At 70.0% G+C, this 16,407-nt stretch carries 15 protein-coding genes; 4 read left to right on the forward strand and 11 right to left on the reverse strand.

Going from position 1 to position 16,407, the window contains the following annotated elements:
* Positions 1-33: 33 nt before the first annotated feature.
* The 7 genes from argF to ACFXK0_RS25045 form a co-directional block, all read right to left on the reverse strand.
* Positions 34-966 carry an ornithine carbamoyltransferase gene (gene argF / locus ACFXK0_RS25015; RefSeq protein ID WP_379413244.1) on the reverse strand — a complete coding sequence of 311 codons (933 nt, stop codon included), beginning with the start codon at positions 964-966 and terminating at the stop codon, positions 34-36.
* Positions 963-2,201: an acetylornithine transaminase gene (locus ACFXK0_RS25020; RefSeq protein WP_379413245.1), complete on the reverse strand. Its 1,239-nt coding sequence runs from the start codon at positions 2,199-2,201 to the stop codon at positions 963-965. Before ACFXK0_RS25020 ends, argF begins: the two co-directional genes overlap by 4 nt.
* Positions 2,198-3,085, reverse strand: a complete 888-nt coding sequence (gene argB / locus ACFXK0_RS25025) for an acetylglutamate kinase (RefSeq protein ID WP_379413246.1) — start codon at positions 3,083-3,085, stop codon at positions 2,198-2,200. The genes ACFXK0_RS25020 and argB overlap by 4 nt, the downstream gene beginning before the upstream one ends.
* Complete coding sequence (argJ, locus tag ACFXK0_RS25030; protein ID WP_379413248.1) at positions 3,082-4,281, reverse strand: bifunctional glutamate N-acetyltransferase/amino-acid acetyltransferase ArgJ; 1,200 nt, start codon at positions 4,279-4,281, stop codon at positions 3,082-3,084. The genes argB and argJ overlap by 4 nt, the downstream gene beginning before the upstream one ends.
* Entirely contained in the window at positions 4,278-5,336 is a 1,059-nt protein-coding gene (gene argC, locus ACFXK0_RS25035) for an N-acetyl-gamma-glutamyl-phosphate reductase (protein ID WP_379413249.1), read from the reverse strand. The genes argJ and argC overlap by 4 nt, the downstream gene beginning before the upstream one ends.
* A gap of 27 nt (positions 5,337-5,363) precedes the next feature.
* A complete protein-coding gene (locus ACFXK0_RS25040) occupies positions 5,364-6,590 on the reverse strand; it encodes a cation:proton antiporter (RefSeq protein WP_379413251.1) in 1,227 nt (408 codons plus the stop codon).
* Between the two features lie 61 nt (positions 6,591-6,651).
* Entirely contained in the window at positions 6,652-7,143 is a 492-nt protein-coding gene (locus ACFXK0_RS25045) for a pyridoxamine 5'-phosphate oxidase family protein (protein ID WP_379413252.1), read from the reverse strand.
* A 64-nt stretch (positions 7,144-7,207) separates the two neighbouring features.
* On the opposite strand from ACFXK0_RS25045, the gene ACFXK0_RS25050 reads away from it, so the two are divergent.
* A complete protein-coding gene (locus tag ACFXK0_RS25050; RefSeq protein WP_379413253.1) occupies positions 7,208-8,182 on the forward strand; it encodes a helix-turn-helix transcriptional regulator in 975 nt (324 codons plus the stop codon).
* Positions 8,183-8,191: 9 nt separating this feature from the next.
* Here the strand turns inward: ACFXK0_RS25050 and ACFXK0_RS25055 are convergent, their stop codons facing one another.
* Together ACFXK0_RS25055 and ACFXK0_RS25060 are read right to left on the reverse strand one after the other, a co-directional pair.
* A complete protein-coding gene (locus ACFXK0_RS25055; protein ID WP_379413255.1) occupies positions 8,192-9,289 on the reverse strand; it encodes an FAD-dependent monooxygenase in 1,098 nt (365 codons plus the stop codon).
* A 229-nt stretch (positions 9,290-9,518) separates the two neighbouring features.
* The gene (locus ACFXK0_RS25060) at positions 9,519-10,799 is read right to left on the reverse strand and encodes an amino acid deaminase (RefSeq protein ID WP_379413256.1); all 1,281 of its coding nucleotides are present in this window, start codon (positions 10,797-10,799) and stop codon (positions 9,519-9,521) included.
* A 348-nt stretch (positions 10,800-11,147) separates the two neighbouring features.
* On the opposite strand from ACFXK0_RS25060, the gene ACFXK0_RS25065 reads away from it, so the two are divergent.
* Both ACFXK0_RS25065 and ACFXK0_RS25070 read left to right on the forward strand, forming a co-directional pair.
* Positions 11,148-11,918, forward strand: coding sequence for an IclR family transcriptional regulator (locus ACFXK0_RS25065; protein ID WP_379413258.1), 771 nt, complete (start codon positions 11,148-11,150; stop codon positions 11,916-11,918).
* A 186-nt stretch (positions 11,919-12,104) separates the two neighbouring features.
* Positions 12,105-12,272, forward strand: coding sequence for a hypothetical protein (locus tag ACFXK0_RS25070; protein WP_379413260.1), 168 nt, complete (start codon positions 12,105-12,107; stop codon positions 12,270-12,272).
* 2 nt (positions 12,273-12,274) lie between these two features.
* On the opposite strand, the gene ppc is transcribed toward ACFXK0_RS25070, so the two are convergent.
* Positions 12,275-15,046, reverse strand: a complete 2,772-nt coding sequence (ppc, locus tag ACFXK0_RS25075; protein ID WP_379413261.1) for a phosphoenolpyruvate carboxylase — start codon at positions 15,044-15,046, stop codon at positions 12,275-12,277.
* A 60-nt stretch (positions 15,047-15,106) separates the two neighbouring features.
* Positions 15,107-15,664, reverse strand: coding sequence for a sugar O-acetyltransferase (locus tag ACFXK0_RS25080; RefSeq protein ID WP_379413262.1), 558 nt, complete (start codon positions 15,662-15,664; stop codon positions 15,107-15,109).
* A 70-nt stretch (positions 15,665-15,734) separates the two neighbouring features.
* Between ACFXK0_RS25080 and ACFXK0_RS25085 the strand changes: the two genes are divergently transcribed.
* Complete coding sequence (locus tag ACFXK0_RS25085; RefSeq protein ID WP_379413264.1) at positions 15,735-16,376, forward strand: TetR/AcrR family transcriptional regulator; 642 nt, start codon at positions 15,735-15,737, stop codon at positions 16,374-16,376.
* The last annotated feature ends 31 nt before the right edge of the window (positions 16,377-16,407 follow it).

Consider the following 16,407-nt stretch of genomic DNA (forward strand, 5'->3'; position numbering starts at 1 on the left):
GCCGGGCCTGGGCGCCGGCCCCGGTTCGCGGTCTCACGCGGCGGCTTTCGCGAGCAGCCAGACCAGCAGCGCCTTCTGCGCGTGCAGCCGGTTCTCGGCCTCGTCCCAGACCACGCTCTGCGCGCCGTCGAGCACCTCGTCGGTGATCTCCTCGCCGCGGTGCGCCGGAAGACAGTGCAGCACAATAGCTTCCGGATTCGCCTGGCCGAGCAGTTCGGTGTTGAGCTGGAACGGGCGGAACGGGCCGACCCGGTCCAGGCCGTCGTTCTCCTGGCCCATCGAGGTCCAGGTGTCGGTGACCAGCACATCGGCGCCGCGCGCGCCGGCCACCGGATCACCGGTCACCGTCACGGTCGCGCCGGTCTCGGCGGCGCGCTTGGCGGCGGCCTCCAGGATCCACGGCAGCGGCTCGAACCCGGCGGGGGCGGCCACGGTCACATTGATGCCCGCGGTCACGCCACCGAGCAGCAGCGAGTGCGCCATATTGTTGGCACCGTCACCGAAGTAGGTGAGGTTCAGGCCCGCGAGGCTGCCCTTGCGTTCGGCGATCGTCTGCAGATCGGCGAGGACCTGGCACGGATGGAACTCGTTGGACAGCGCGTTGACCACCGGAACCGTCGCGGTGACCGCCATCTCGTCGAGCCGGGACTGTTCGAAGGTCCGCCACACGACGGCGTCGACATAGCGCGAGAGCACGCTGCCGGTGTCGCCGAGGGTCTCCTCGCGCCCGAGCTGGGTGTCGCGGCCGTCGACGACCACGGCGTGCCCGCCGAGCTGGGCGATACCCAGTTCGAAGGAGAATCGCGTCCGGGTGGAGTTCTTCTCGAAGATCACCCCGACCCCGCGCGGGCCGTCCAGCGGCCGGTGCGCGAAGGGGTTCTTCTTCAATTCCGCGGCGATGGCGAGGATTTCGGCCTGTTCGGCCTGGGTCACGTCGTCGTCGCGCAGAAAGTGGCGCAGGGTCACTTGCTCGTTCCCTTCGCATCCGGGCTGCGGTGCTGCTCGGCTCGTTCGTTGGCATCGGCGGCGGCCTTGTCGAGGATCTCGGGCAGGTCGGCGACGAAGTTGTCGGCCTGGGTTTCGGTGAGCACCAGGGGCGGCGCCAACCGGATCACGTTGGGCTTGGCGGGGTTGATCAGGTAGCCCGCCTCCCGCGCCCGCTCGTCCACGTAGGCCGAGATGTCGTTCTTCAAGACGATGCCGATGAGCAGACCGGCGCCACGCACATGATCGATCTCGGGATGCTCGAGCAGCGCGATGCCGTCGCTGAGTTTCTTGCCGACCCATTCCACATGGGAGAGCAGATCGTCGGAGTCGATCGTGCGCAGCACCGCCAGCGCCGCGGCGGCGCAGACGGGGTTGCCACCGAAGGTCGTCCCGTGCAGGCCGGGGGTGAGCAGTTCGGCGGCCCGGCCTTGCGCCAGCACGGCACCGATCGGCAGGCCACCGCCCAGTCCCTTGGCCAGGGTGATCGCGTCGGGCACGATGCCCGCCGCCTGGTGCGCGAAAAACGTTCCGGTGCGGCCGATTCCGGTCTGCACCTCGTCGAGGATGAGCAGTGCGCCCATCCGCGAGGTGATCTCGCGGGCGCGGGCCAGGTAGTCGAACGGCGGGACGACCACACCGCTCTCGCCCATCATGGGTTCCAGGAACACTGCGGCGGTGTCGGTGTCGACGGCGCGTTCCAGCGCGTCCGCGTCACCGTAGGGCACGTGCACGACACCGGGTGGCATCGGCTCGAACGGCGCCCGCTTCGACGCCTGGCCGGTGAGCGCGAGCGCGCCCATGGTGCGGCCGTGGAAGGCCTCCTCGGCGGCGACGATCTTGGTCCGGCCGGTCAGCCGGGCGATCTTGAACGCGGCTTCGTTGGCCTCGGTGCCGGAGTTGCAGAAGAACGCCCTGCCCTCGCCGTCGCCGAAGTGGGCCAGGAGCTTCTCGGCCAGTTCGATCACCGGCTCGCTGGCGTAGATGTTCGATACGTGGCCGAGGGTGCCCAGCTGCTGGGTGACCGCCTCCAGGATGGCGGGGTGGGCGTGGCCGAGGCTGTTGACCGCGATGCCACCGAGGAAGTCGAGGTAGCGCTTGCCGTCGGCGTCGTAGACGACCGCGCCCGCGCCGCGCACCAGCGCGACCTTCGGGGTGCCGTAATTGTTCATCATCGCGGCCGACCACCGCCGCTGCAGCTTCTCTACTTCACTCATGCGGTCACCATCGTTCCGATTCCTTCTCCGGTGAACAACTCCAGCAGTACCGAGTGCGGCACCCTGCCGTCGATCACATGGGCGCTGGGCACCCCACCTTGCACGGCGCGCAGGCACGCTTCCATCTTCGGCACCATGCCCGCATCCAGGCGCGGCAGCAACTCCGCCAGCGCGCTCGCGTCGATCTCGCTGGTCAGCGAGGAGCGGTCGGGCCAGTCGGTGTAGAGGCCCTCGACGTCGGTGAGGACGACGAGTTTCTCCGCGCCGATGCCCTCGGCCAGCGCGGCGGCGGCGGTGTCGGCATTGATGTTGTGGACCACGCCGTCGGCGTCGGGGGCGATGGTGGAGACCACCGGGATCCGGCCGGCGTCGATCAGGTCGAGGACCGCACCGGGGTTCACCTCGGTGACATCGCCGACCAGGCCGATGTCGGTGGCCGCGCCGTCGACGGTGACGGTGCGCCGGGTCGCGGTGAACAGGTGCGCGTCCTCACCGGAGATACCGACCGCGTACGGTCCGTGCGCGTTGATCAGGCCGACGAGCTCGCGCCCGACCTGCCCGAACAGCACCATCCGCACCACATCCATCACCTCGGGGGTGGTGACACGGAATCCGCCGCGGAACTCCCCCGCCATGCCGAGTTTCTTCAGCATCGCGTTGATCTGCGGGCCGCCGCCGTGCACGACCACGGGGTGCACACCGACGGTGCGCAGGAACGCCATGTCGGCGGCGAAGGCAGCCTTGAGCTCGTCGTCGACCATGGCGTTGCCGCCGTACTTCACCACGACGACCTTGTCCCGGAACTTCTGCAGCCACGGCAGCGCGTCGGCGAGGATATGCGCCTTGTCCAGCGCCGAAAGGGACTGCACCACACCGCTGCTCATGAGCTGTAGGCCGAATTCTCTTCGACGTAGGCGTGCGAGAGATCCGTGGTGCGCACCATCGCGGTGCCGTCGCCGACATGGAGCTCGATCAGCACGTCGATGTCCTCGCCGGACAGGTCGACCTCGCGAGCGCCGGGCGCGCCGACGCTGTCGACACAGACCGGATTGCCGTTGAACGACACCGCGATCCGGTTCGGGTCCAGCGTCACCGGGGCGATGCCGACGGCGGCGAGCACCCGGCCCCAGTTCGGGTCGGAACCGAACAGCGCGGTCTTGACCAGGCTGTCGCGGGCGACGGCCCGGGCGACGGTCAGCGCCTCGTCTTCGGTGGCGGCGCCGGTGACGGTGATCTGCACCCGCTTGGTGACGCCCTCGGCGTCGGCCATCAGCTGGGCGGCCAGGTCGTCGCAGACGGAGAAGACGGCGGCGTCGAGCGCGTCCTGGGAGGGCGCGACGCCGCTGGCCCCGTTGGCCAGCAGCAGCACGGTGTCGTTGGTGGAGCAGGAGCCGTCGACATCGAGGCGGTCGAAGGTGTACTTCGTGGCCTTGCGCAGCGCCTGGTCGAGCTGGTCGGCGGTGGCCACGGCGTCGGTGGTGAGCACCACGAGCATGGTGGCCAGCGACGGGGCGAGCATGCCCGCGCCCTTGGCCATACCGCCGACATTCCACTTGTCCGCGTGGTGGAAGGCCGATTCCTTCGGCACAGTGTCGGTGGTCATGATGGCGTGCGCGGCCTCGGTGCCGCCGGAGATGCCGCCACCCATCTCGTGCACGATCTCGGTGATCGCCGGGATCAGCTTGTCCATCGGCAGCCGGTCACCGATCAGCCCAGTAGAGCAGACCGCGATCTCGCCCGCGCCGGTCTCGGTGCCCCAATTGCTCAGTGCCGCAGCGAGTTCCTCGGCGGTCCGGTGGGTGTCCTGGAAGCCGCCGGGGCCGGTGCAGGCGTTCGCGCCGCCGGAGTTCAGGATGACCGCGCGCACGCGACCGGACTTCAGCACCTGCTGCGACCACAGCACCGGCGCGGCCTTGACCTGATTGCTGGTGAACACCCCGGCGGCCGCGTACTCGGGGCCTTCGTTGAGTACCAGCGCGAGATCGGGCTTGCCGCTGGCCTTGATCCCGGCCGCGATGCCCGCCGCCCGGAAACCGAGCGGCGCGGTGACGCCCTGAGTGTGGATCAGTTTGCTGGTCACGGGGCCACTCCTACGGTGGAAAGTCCTGCGGTCTCGTCGAAACCGACGGCCAGATTCATCGATTGCACCGCGGCGCCCGCGGTGCCCTTGGCGAGATTGTCGACCGCGCCGATCACCACGAGCAGACCCGCGTCGGCGTCGACGGTGACCTGCAGGGTGATGGCGTTGGAGCCGAGCACCGAACCCGTCTGCGGCAGTAGCCCTTCGGGCAGCACATGCACGAACGGTTCGTCCGCGTAGGCCTTCTCGTAGACCGCGCGCGCCGCGGCGGCGTCGACCTTCACCGGGGCGGTGCAGGTGGCCAGGATGCCCCGGGGCATCGGCGCGAGCACCGGGGTGAACGACACCGAGACATCAACGCCGCCCGCGGCTTTCAGGTTCTGCGCGATCTCCGGGGTGTGCCGGTGCGCGCCGGCGATGCTGTAGGCGCGCACGCTGCCCATCACCTCGGAGCCGAGCAGGCCGACATCGAGCTTGCGGCCCGCGCCGGAGGTCCCGCTCACCGCGACGACGTTCACCGTCGGTTCGATGATCCCGGCCGCGATCGCCGGTGCCAGCGCGACACTGGCGACGGTCGGGTAGCAGCCGGGCACGGCGATGCGCCGGGCGCCGACGAGCCGCTCCCGGCCGCCGGGCAGCTCGGGCAGGCCGTAGGGCCAGCTGCCCGCGTGGGCGCTGCCGTAGTACTTCTCCCAGGCGGCGGCGTCGGCGAGCCGGAAGTCGGCACCGCAGTCGATGATCACCGTGGATTCGGGCAGTGCCTGCGCGAGGGCGGCGGACTGGCCGTGTGGCAGGCCGAGGAACACGATGTCGTGCCCGGCCAGGGTCTCGGGGGTGGTTTCCTGCAGGATCCGGTCGGCCAGCGGCAGCAGGTGCGGCTGGAGCGCGCCCAGGGCGGTGCCCGCATTGGATCCGGCGGTCAGCGCCCCGATCTCGAGGCGCCCGGCTCGGTACTCGGGGTGATTCAGCAGCAGACGCAACACTTCGCCACCGGCGTATCCACTCGCACCGGCAACCGCCACCCGCAGCACGGGTCCTCCCGACGAAATAGCCATGTGATGATTATGCACGACTATGCAAGCTCATTCATGGGCAGGTGTGGCCTGTGCCGGTGCCGAACGGCCGATCAGGCGCGCTACCAGCGGAAACACCAGGACCGTTGTCGCGCCGGCCGCGATCAGGACCGAGGCGGTCTCGGCGGTCATCATGCCGGTCGACACCGCCACCTGGGTGACGGCGACGATGATCGGCAGCCCGGTGGCGGCGAAGAGCGCGAGCTGGGCGCGCTCACGCGGCGACTCCAGGTTGCGCCCGTGCGGCACGAACCGCTCACTGAGCCACACCGGCAACCCGCGCGCGACCGCGATGGCGGCCACGAACGACACCCACAGCAGCGGCTGGCCGGCGACCGCGGCCAGATCGATGCCCATGCCCGACACCACGAAGAACACCGGGATCAGCAGGCCGTAGCCGATGGTCTCGAGCTGCTCGTCGACGCGCGGATGACCTGCCGCGATGAGCCTGCGCAGCACCATGCCCGCCGCGAAGGCGCCGAGCACCACATCCAGGTCGAAGCGTTCGGCCACCACCATCAGCACCAGCAGCAGCAGAATCGACCCGCGCACCGGCAGCTGGGAGGTGCCGCCGTCCATCCTGGCCAGCGCCGCGCCGAGGTCGGGGACGCGGGCGAACAGGCGCAGCGGGATCAGTCCGGCGAGCAGCGCGGCCACCACGAACAGCGCGAGCACCACCAGCGCCGCCCCGGCACTGTGGCTGCTCAGCAGCACCGACATGGCCACGATCGGCCCGAGCTCGCCGACCGCGCCGTGCGCGAGCACCGCCCGGCCGAGCGGGGTGTCGAGCAGTCCGGCCTGTTTGAGGATCGGCAGCAGGGTGCCCAGCGCGGTGGAGGTCATCGCGATGGCCACGGCGATGTGATTCGTGGTCGATTCCCCACTCGCCGACACCGCGACCAGCCCGAACGCGAACACCAGCCCGGCCAGCCACACCAGCCACGCCACCCGCCCCGACTTGCCGCCGAGCAGCTTCGGGTCCAGTTCGTAGCCCGCCAGCAGGAACAGCATGCCGAGCCCGAGTTCCTCGATCAGGTCGACGCCACCGTCGGCGGTGGCCCAGCCGAGCGCGAACGGCCCGAGCACGGTGCCGGCCAGCAGCAGGATCACCACATCGGGCACATACCCGCGCAACGCCCGCGACAGCAATGGCGCCAGCACCGCCACCAGCGCGACCCAGAACAGCGACACGATCGGCGACGGACCGTCCACGGCCGCGGAAGCGAGCAGCTCCATGCGCCTCATCGTGGCACAGCCGCCGGCCTGTTCCGGGGCACCTCGCTGGCACGGCCAGGTGTCAGTGTTTGCGGACCACCTGTTCGCCGGTGCCGGGCTTCCACACCGTGATGTCGAGGTGGTCGTCGTTCGTTTCGACCGTGGAGGCGCCGGTCAGGTCGGCGACGAAGAAGTGGTCGAACTTCATGTCACGGATGTCGAAGCCGCTGTCGTCGAACAGTTTCTGGGCGAAGCGGGCGTGGACGGTCTCGTCGGTGACATCGGTGACGGTGCCGAAGAGTTTGGCGTCGCCGTCGGTGACATTCGTGTCGACGGTGGCGGTGTGCAGGCAGAAGCGCGGGTCGCGGGCGAGGTCGTCGAATTTGCGGGTGTGCGGCATGCCCGCGAGCACGAGCATGTCCTCGAAGATCATCGGTTCGATCGGGCTGATCCGGGGTGATCCGTCGGCACGGAGGGTGCCGAGCATGCACAGGTTGCCGGTGGCCTGGTGCCTGCGCAGGAACAGGGCGGCGATACTCGGTGCTTCCTGGGTGAACTGGCTCCACGTGGTCATATCTCGTACGGTACGGGGCAAACTTGACATCTCCTGTCAGGTTTCCCGGCTAGTGTCGGGAGGTATGCGAGCGAGCAGGTTGGTGCGGTTGCTGCTCCTGCTGCAGGCCTCGGGCGGGTCGACCGCGGACGCGCTGGCGCGGGAGCTGGAGGTGTCGACGCGCACGGTCTATCGCGATGTCGACGCACTGTCGGAGGCGGGCGTCCCGGTGTACTGCGAGCCGGGACGCGGTGGCGGGGTGCGGCTGATCGACGGGTACCGGACCCGGCTGACCGGACTCACCTCCGACGAGGCCGACGCCGTGCTGCTGGCGGGGTTGCCCGGCGCAGCCGCTGACCTGGGTCTCGGCACGGTGCTGGCCACCGCGCAGCTCAAGATGCTGGCCGCGCTGCCACCGGAACTGCGCGGCCGGGCGACCCGGATCGCCGAACGCGTCCACATCGACATGCCCGGCTGGTTCCATCGCCCGGACGACACTCCCGCCCTGTCGACGATCGCCGACGCGCTGTGGCACGACCGCCGGCTGGCGATCAGTTACCGGCGCAGCGACAAGACCGTCGACCGCACGGTCGATCCGCTCGGACTGGTCATGAAGGCGGGCACCTGGTATCTGGTGGCCGGCGAGGGAACCGCCCTGCGCTCGTACCGGGTGAGCCGCATCGCCTGCGCCGCACCCACCGGCGAATCCTTCACCCGCCCCGCCGATTTCGATCTCACCGCGCACTGGTCGGCGGCGGCGGACGAGTTCGCCCGCGCCATCCTCAGGGTCCGGGCGCGCTGCCGTGTCGCGGCCGACCACCTGAACTTGCTGCGCTTGATGAACGACCCGGCCGCGGTCCGCGACGCGCTGGCCTCGGCGAGCCCACCGGACGACACCGGCTGGGTCGAGCTCGACATCCCCGGCGAGTCCTACGAGATCCTCGCCCACGCCCTGCTCCCCCTCGGCGAGCACCTCGAAGTCCTCGACCCACCCGAACTCCGCACGGCCATGGCCGCCACGGCAGCGGCCATGCACGCCCGCTACCACCAGCCGACCTGACGACCGACGTCAACAGGTCCAATCGAGTATCTCGCCCAGCGCGCGCAATGGAACAGACGCGGGGGTGAGTCGTAAGGCGGTGTCGCGCAGGGTGACCAAGGGGGCGGCGGAGAGCTGGCCGATGGTGCCGATGCGGGCTGAGCGGGCGGCGATCATCCGGGTTCGGGGGCGGCGTTCGCGGTCGTAGCGGGACAGGCCGCCGGGTTCGGCGGCCAGGCGGGCCAGCACCACCGCGTCCTCCAGCGCCTGGCAGCCGCCCTGGCCGAGGTTCGGTGTCATCGCGTGGGCCGCGTCGCCGATCAGGGCGATGCGGCCGGCCACGAACGAGGGCAGGGCCGGAATGTCGTAGATGTCGTTGTGCAGCACCGTGTCCGGGTCGGCGGCGGCTAGCAGCTCGGGAATCGGGTGGTGCCAGCCGGCGAAGCGGGCGCGGACCTCGGCGAAGGTGCCCGCCGAGTGTTCGGGCGCGTTGTAGACGGCGAAACAGTACACCCGGCCGTCGGCGAGCGGCGCGATACCGAAACGCGCTCCGCGACCCCAGGTCTCACCGAATTCCGTCAGCTTGCCGGGCAGCTCGACCACCGCGCGCCAGGCGGTGTACCCCGCGTACCTGGCCGCTACCTCGCCACAGACCGCCTGCCGGACCACACTGCGGAGGCCGTCCGCGCCGACGACGAGATCCGCGCTCGACTCACCCGCGGAGTGCACCACCGATCCGTCGGCGCCCGCCGCGGTAACCGAGATCCCGGGCCGCACAGCATCATCGGGCAAGGCGGAGCGCAGGATCTCGAGCAGCGCCGCCCGATGGATCACCACCGGTGCGCCGTATCGCGCGCGCAAGGTCGCCACGTCGGTGCGCGCGAGCCAGCGCCCGCGCGGATCACGAATCCCCGCCGACGCGTCCTCGACCGCCTGCGCACGCACCTCGCCACCGACCCCGATCGCGTCGAGCGCGCGCAACGCGTTGCTCCACAACGAGATTCCCGAGCCCACCTCGGCGATCTCCGCCGCCCGCTCGAACACTTCGACCGACCATCCCCGCCGGGCCAGCCCCACGGCCGTGGCCAGTCCCCCGATACCGCCACCGACGACGATTGCTGTGGACATCGCGTTCTCCCTCGTTGCAGGTACACCCCAAGCAGACCATGCCCGCACTCCGGGAATCAGTCCAGCGCGGGCATCACGGCTCCGGGACTGGGCGATCGAGACGGCCACCGAGGTCGGCATCGAACGCGGCCGGCACCGCTATCCTGGTCGACTTTCTCGACGGCGCCGGGCGAATTGACCGCGGCGATCGCGTGCGCCGGCTCGGCGGTGCGCTCAGCTGACGACGCGGTCAGAAGTAGGTGCGAATCAGGTCGACCACGCGTGGCGTCGCGGCTTCGACGCTGTCGATCACCGGGATGAGCCGCCATTTGTCGAAGGCCGTGCACGGATGGGACAGGCCGAGGCGCACGATGCTGCCGACGGGCAGTTCCGCCGGGCCCGCGCCGGGGATTCGCAGGAAGGTGTGCTGGTCGTTGAGTGCGGTGACCACGGCAGCGGTGGGCAGCGGAGTACCGGCCACCGACTGTGGGACCGGTAGGCCCTCGTCGTAGGGGAAGTCGCGTTTGCCGCCGTCGAGCAGCGCGAGTTCGGGTTCCGGCCGCGACACCACGCGCGCCCAGCCGTGCATGGCCGAGCGCAGACCGGGTGCCACCGCGGGCGCGGTGAGCGGGGAGATGCCGGCGTAGAAGCCGTCGTCGTGGACGAGGTAGGCGCCGCTGCGCAGCACCACCGTCGTGGTGGTGTCGGCCAGGCCGGCCAGTTCCTCGACCACCATTTCGGGATAGGCGCTGCCGCCCGCGGTGACGATCGCGGGGCCGGGGTAGGCGCCAGCCGCGGCGAGTTCGGTGTGCAGCGCGGCGAGTTCGCCGAGATAGCCGCGCACGGCGGCGATGCCCGCGGTGCTGCGATCGTGCGCCAGCGCGCCTTCGTAACCCGCGACTCCGGCGAGGGTGAGCCGGTCACTGGCCCGCAGGGCGGCGGCGACCGCATGCGCCTCGGTTCTGGTCCGCGCGCCGGCGCGGCCGTGTGGACCGCCGAGTTCGACGAGTACCCGCAGCGGCGGGCCGGGCGGGGTTGCGCGCAGGACTGCGTCCATCTGTTCGACGGTGGCGACGCTGTCGGCCCAGCAGTAGAACTCGAACGCGGCGTCGCGTGCTGTTTCGGCGGCGGCCCAGGCCAGGCCGACCGGGTCGAGCAGCGTATTGGCCAGCATGATCCGGCCGACCCCGAACGAGCGCGCCAGCTGGGCCTGCCAGCCGGTGGCCAGGGTGATCGCCCAGGATCCGGCCATCAACTGTTCGCGCCACAGCTGCGGCGCCATGGTCGTCTTGCCGTGCGGGGCGAGCGCGACGCCCGCGGTGGCGGTCCATTCGGCCATCAGCGCGAGGTTGGCGTCGAGCCTGCCGCGATCCAGGGTCAGCAGCGGGGTCTGCCACTGCCGCAGTTCCGGCGCGGTGCCGAGGTACTCGCGCACGCTGCGACCCCAGGCCGCGGGCGGCACGCTCTTGTCCTGGGGACCGAGCACCGTGTCGGCGAGCGCGTCCACGACATCGTTGTCGATGATGTTCACAGCGTCCCTTCGGCCGTAACGGATGCGATGCAGGCTACATCGGCGCAGCCCAGCGCGGTCACCGTCGGCGGGGCACGACCGTGCTCATCACCGGCCCCTGACCGCTCGTGCACGCCGCGTCGTCTACGAGCGCGCACAGCTCGGCGACCTCGTGTTCGTACGCGCCCGTGTGTGGACGATCGGTTCGACCGCACCCACCCGCGCTGCGGCCATCTGTGCACCGCGGCTGCCCGTACCGCGACCGGTGACACGGCGAAAGTGCCACCGGCGCAAGAACTCCGGCGTCCGGCCATAGCACCGGAGGCGACTCGGGCGCTCTCCGCGGGCCCGGGATGGGACGATCGGGGCATGAGCCAAAGCGTGTCGCGCGCCCTGACCATTCTCATTGCCCTCGGCGAGGATTCGCAGTCCCTCGACGAACTGGCCGGGCGGCTCGGGGTGCACAAGTCGACCGTGCTGCGGCTGCTGCAGACCATGCTGGCCGAGCGTTTCGTCGTGCGCGACGCCGCGCACCGGTACTCGCTGGGCACCCGGGTGTTCGAATTGGCCAGTCGCGCACTGGAGAACCGCGATGTGCGCACGGTCGCACGCCCGCATTTGAGCGCGCTCGGCGCCGCCACCGGGCAGACCGTGCACCTGGCCGCCTACGAATCCGGCGATGCCGTCTACATCGACAAGGTCGATGCCGAACAGGCCGTGCGGATGTATTCGCGTATCGGCAGACCGGCGCCGCTGCATTGCACGGCGGTCGGCAAGGTTCTCGTGGCCGCGCTACCGAGAGCCGAATGGTCCGCTGTCGCAGCGCGATTGGATTATCACCCGTTCACCACCCGGACCCTGCGCACGCCCGCGCAGTATCTGGCCGAGCTGGAACTGGTCGCCGCGCTGGGCTTCGCCGAGGACCACGAGGAACACGAGAGTTTCGTCAACTGCGTCGGGGTGCCGGTGCGCGACGGGATCGGCGAGGTCGTGGCGGCCGTGTCGGTGTCGGTGCCCGATGTGCTGCTCGACCACGATCAGGTGCTCGCACTGTTGCCGCAGGTCAGGGCGACTGCCGACGCCATCTCCGCCGAACTCGGCTGGGCTCCTCGCCGAGATGTCCCCACGCGGAAAGGCTGAATTTCCACTCCGAGCGGAAATCGTCATTTTCTATTGTGCGCGCGGTGCCGCAATTCCCCGGCGACAATCTTTCGGACATCTGACCAGTATCTGTTTCAAAGAGGGGTGACCAGACGCGGCGAATATGTTTCGATGGGAATGCCCCGGCCAGGGGTGCGATATCACCGAACAATCGAGGATGTACCTATGTTTGCCAAGACTGCCCGCCCGCTCGCCATCGTCGCGCTCGCACTGTCGGCCACCGCCATCGGCGCGGGCACCGCGTCGGCCGCCACCGCGCAGCCGGTCGTCGGCTCGGTGGCGATCTGCACCAGCATCCCGGTCGGCCCGATCAGCATCAGCGTCTGCCTGTAGGCCTACCCGGAGTTACGCAGAGCGGTGGCCAGGCCGTTCATGGTGAGCAGGATCCCGCGCTTCACCAGTTCGGACTCGTCACCGCCGCGCAGCCTGCGCAGCAGATCCACCTGGAGCTGATTGAGCGGCTCCAGGTACGGGAACCGGTTGTGGATCGACTCGGCCAGCGACGGATTGTCGCTGAGCAGCTCGTCATGCCCGGTGACCGCCTGATACATCCGGATCGTGCGGGCGTGCTCGTCGGCGATCATGCCGAAGATCTCCGCGCGCAGCCGCTCGTCGGCCACCAGGTCGGCGTAGCGCGCGGCGATGTCGAGATCGCTCTTGGCCATCACCTGCGCGAGGTTGGACAATACGGTGCGGAAGAACGGCCAGGTCCGGTAGAGCTCGGTGAGCCGCGCCAGCCGCTCGGGATCACCGCCGACCCAGTCCTCGAGCGCGGTGCCGGTGCCGTACCAGCCGGGCAGCATCACTCTGGCTTGACTCCAGGCCATCACCCACGGAATGGCGCGCAGATCCGCGACCGAATTGGTCGGTTTGCGCGAGGCCGGACGACTGCCGATATTGAGATCGCCGACCTCGGCCACCGGCGTGGACTGACGGAAGTATTCGACGAAACCCGGGGTGTCGTGCACCAGCCGCGCATAGGCGGCGCGAGCGCGGGCGGCGAGATCGTCGAGCAGTTCGTAGGCCGGTTCGGCGTCGGCGCCGAGACCTTCCACATCCAGCAGCGTCGATTCCAGGGTGCCGGCGATCAATGACTCCAGATTGCGGTGTGCCGCACCCTGTTCGGAGTACTTGGCGGCGATCACCTCGCCCTGTTCGGTGAGCCGCAGAGAGCCGCGCACCGCGCCGGCCGGCTGGGCCAGGATGGCGTCGTAGCTGCGCCCGCCACCGCGGCCGACGGTGCCGCCGCGACCGTGGAACAACCGCAGCCGGATACCCGCTTTCCCGGCGGTCTCCACCAGGTCCAGTTCGGCGCGGTACAGCGCCCAGTTCGCGGCCAGATAGCCGCCGTCCTTGTTGGAATCGGAGTAGCCGAGCATGACCTCCTGGCGCATTCCGGCCGCGGCGACGAGCTCGCGATAGACCGGGACCTCCAGCACCGCGGCCAGCGTCACCGCGCCCGCGCCGAGATCCTCGATGGTCTCGAACAACGGCACGATCCCGACGGGACTGCTCGGGGTGCCGCCCGCGGTGCCCGGATCGAGGATGCCTGCCTCTTTCAGCAGCAGGGCCGCCTCGAGTATGTCGCTGACCGAGGTGCACATGCTGATGATGTAGTTCGGGACGGCGGGCGCGCCGAAGGTGTCGATCACCTCCTTGGCGGCGCGCAACACCCCCAGCTCCTTGTCGGCGAGCTCGCTGAGCTGCGCGTGCGGGCCGAGAAGTGGCCTACGCGTGCGCAATTGGTCCGACAGCAGGGCGACGCGCTCGGCCTCGGACAGGCTCGGATAGTCCGGATGCACGCCCGACCAGGCGAGCAGCTCGGTGACGACCTGCTCGTGGACCTCGGAGTTCTGGCGCATGTCCAGGCTCTGGAGATGGAAGCCGAAGGTCTCGATGGCGTGGCGCAGGGCGGCGAGCCGGTCGTCGGCGAGCAGTCCGTCGCCGCTGGCGCGCATCGACTCGTCGATCGCGTCGAGATCGTCGAGCACGGCCTGCGGTGCCGGATACGGCGCTGCCGCAGTGTCCAGGCCGCTCGCGGGCAGGTCGCCGAGGGCGAGTGCGGCGGTGGCGCTGAGCCGGGCCCGGATCGCGTGCAGCGCACGGCGATACGGTTCGTCGGCGAAGAAGGCGGGGTCCGGGTAGCCCGCCGCGGCGAGCGCGGCCACCGGGTCGGTGACCGGCACCAGCCTGCCCGACTGCGACAGCGACTTCTCCAGCTCGACCAGCTCGTCCAGGTATCGCCCGAAGGCGTAGGCCGCGGCCCGCCCGGCCGCGGTGTGCACGACTTCGGCTGTCACATAAGGGTTTCCGTCGCGGTCACCACCGATCCAGGAGCCGGGGCGCAGGATCGGGCGGTCCAGCAGCTCGTGCTCGGGCCAGCGGTAGCGCAGCGCGGCGCGCACCTGGGCGTTGATCGCGGGGATCACGTCGTAGAGGGTGAGGTCGTAGTAGCGCAGGCCGACCGCGATCTCGTCCTGGATCCGCAAGCGCGCCAAGCGGATCAGCGCGGTACGCCACAGGGTCAGCACGGCGCGGCGGATCCGCAGTTCGGACTCGTCGAAGCCGTGCTCGCCGGGGCAGAGCCGGCGGCGCAGCCGCATCAACGCGGTGATCTCGGACTGCACGTCGAACACCGTGCGCCTGCGGGTCTCGGTGGGATGGGCGGTGATCACCGGCGACACCAGGGCGTCGGTGAGCAGCTCGGCCACCGTCGTGCCGTCGAGGGCGGCGGCGTCGAGTTTGGCGTAGGTGGCCGCCAGCGACGAGTCCTGCGGCGCCTCCCCCGCCGCCACATGCGCGGCCCGGCGGCGATCGCGCTGGATGTCCTCGGCGAGATTGGCCAGCAGCACGAAGTAGCTGAACGCCCGGATCAGCGGGATGGCGACCTCGGTGGGCGTGCCGTCGAGCATATCGGCGACCGCGCTGCGCTCCACCTCCTCGCGGCGCACCCGGAACGCCTCGATCCGCACCCGTTCGATCAGGTCGAACACCTCGGGACCTTCGTGGTCGCGAATGGTGTCGCCCAGGATGCCGCCGAGAAACCGGATGTCCTCGCGCAGCGGCCGGGTGGCTTCCTGTTCGGTCTCGATCCGCGCTTCGCCCATGGACAGACAGTATGGCCGCGCACCCCCCGGCGCGACCCGACGCCACGCGCCGGCGACCGGCTAGAGTGTGCGGATCACGCGCGCGGGGTTGCCCGCGGCGAACACCCGATCGGGCAGATCACGGGTGACCACGCTGCCCGCGCCGACCACCACGTCGTCGCCGATGGTGACCCCGGGACACACGATCACCCCGCCACCGAACCAGGCGTTGTCACCGATCCGGATCGGCGCGGCGGACTCCCAGCGCTGTCGGCGTTTCTCGTGGTCGTCCATGGGGTGCAGGGCGGTCAGCAGCTGGCAGCGCGGGCCGATCGAGCAGTCGTCACCGATGACGATGGAGGCGCAGTCGAGCAGGACGGCGTCGTAGTTGAGGAAGCTGTTGGAGCCGATCTCGATCAGGTAGCCGTAGTCGCACTGGAACCGCGGCATGATCCAGGATCCCGCGCCGATCTTGCCCAGCAGTTCGGTGAGCACTGCGGTGCGCCGCTCGGTCTCGTCGGGTCCGGTGCGGTTGAACTCGTCGCACAGTCGTTGCGCGCGTTGACGTTCCGCGACCAGTTCGGGATCGCTGTCCTTGTACAACTCTCCCGCCAGCATCCGCTGTTTGTGCTCGCCCATGGTGGCGAGTGTAGGTGCGGGCGGTGTCTGAGCCACCGGGCCCGCCGGGTGGGTCAGTAGGGTCGGACGCGTGAAACCGGCGCGGACTCGACACAACTACACCGGAAACTCGGTCGCCGAACGGCAGGTCGAGCGGCGGGCGCTGTTCATCGAGGCCGGGTTGAGCGTGTTCGCGGAGAAGTCCTACGCCAACAGTTCGCTGACCGATGTCTGTGCGGCGGCCGGGCTGTCGCGGCGGCAGTTCTACGAGCTGTTCGCCGACCGCGAGGAACTGCTGGTCGCGGTGTACGACTCGGTGCAGGGCACGGCGCGCGCGGCGGTCACCGAAGCGCTGGCCGCGGCGGGCACCACCGAGATGCGCGCGCTCACCGACGTGGCGATCCGCGCCTACACCCGGGCCATCACCACCGATATCCGCTGTGCCACGGTCGCTTTCGTGGAGATCGTGGGCGTGAGCCCGGCGGTCGAGGCGCATCGCGCGCGGATCAGGGAGCAGTGGGGCGAGGTGGTCGCCGCCATCGCGGCCGGGGTGCCGGACGCGCACACGCCACCCGGGGGCTGGCGGATGGCGATGGCGGCGTTCATCGGCGCGGTCAACGGCGCCGTGCACCAGTGGAGCCTCGACGACCCACGGCCACCCGTCGACGAGCTCGTCGAGGTCTTCTCCACCCTGCTCAACGCGCTGACATCGGTGGACGCCACCCGCGGCTGATTGCGATCCACGCCACATCCATGCCATAGTA

The organism is Nocardia sp. NPDC059177 (assembly GCF_042755165.1).
Taxonomy (GTDB): domain Bacteria; phylum Actinomycetota; class Actinomycetes; order Mycobacteriales; family Mycobacteriaceae; genus Nocardia.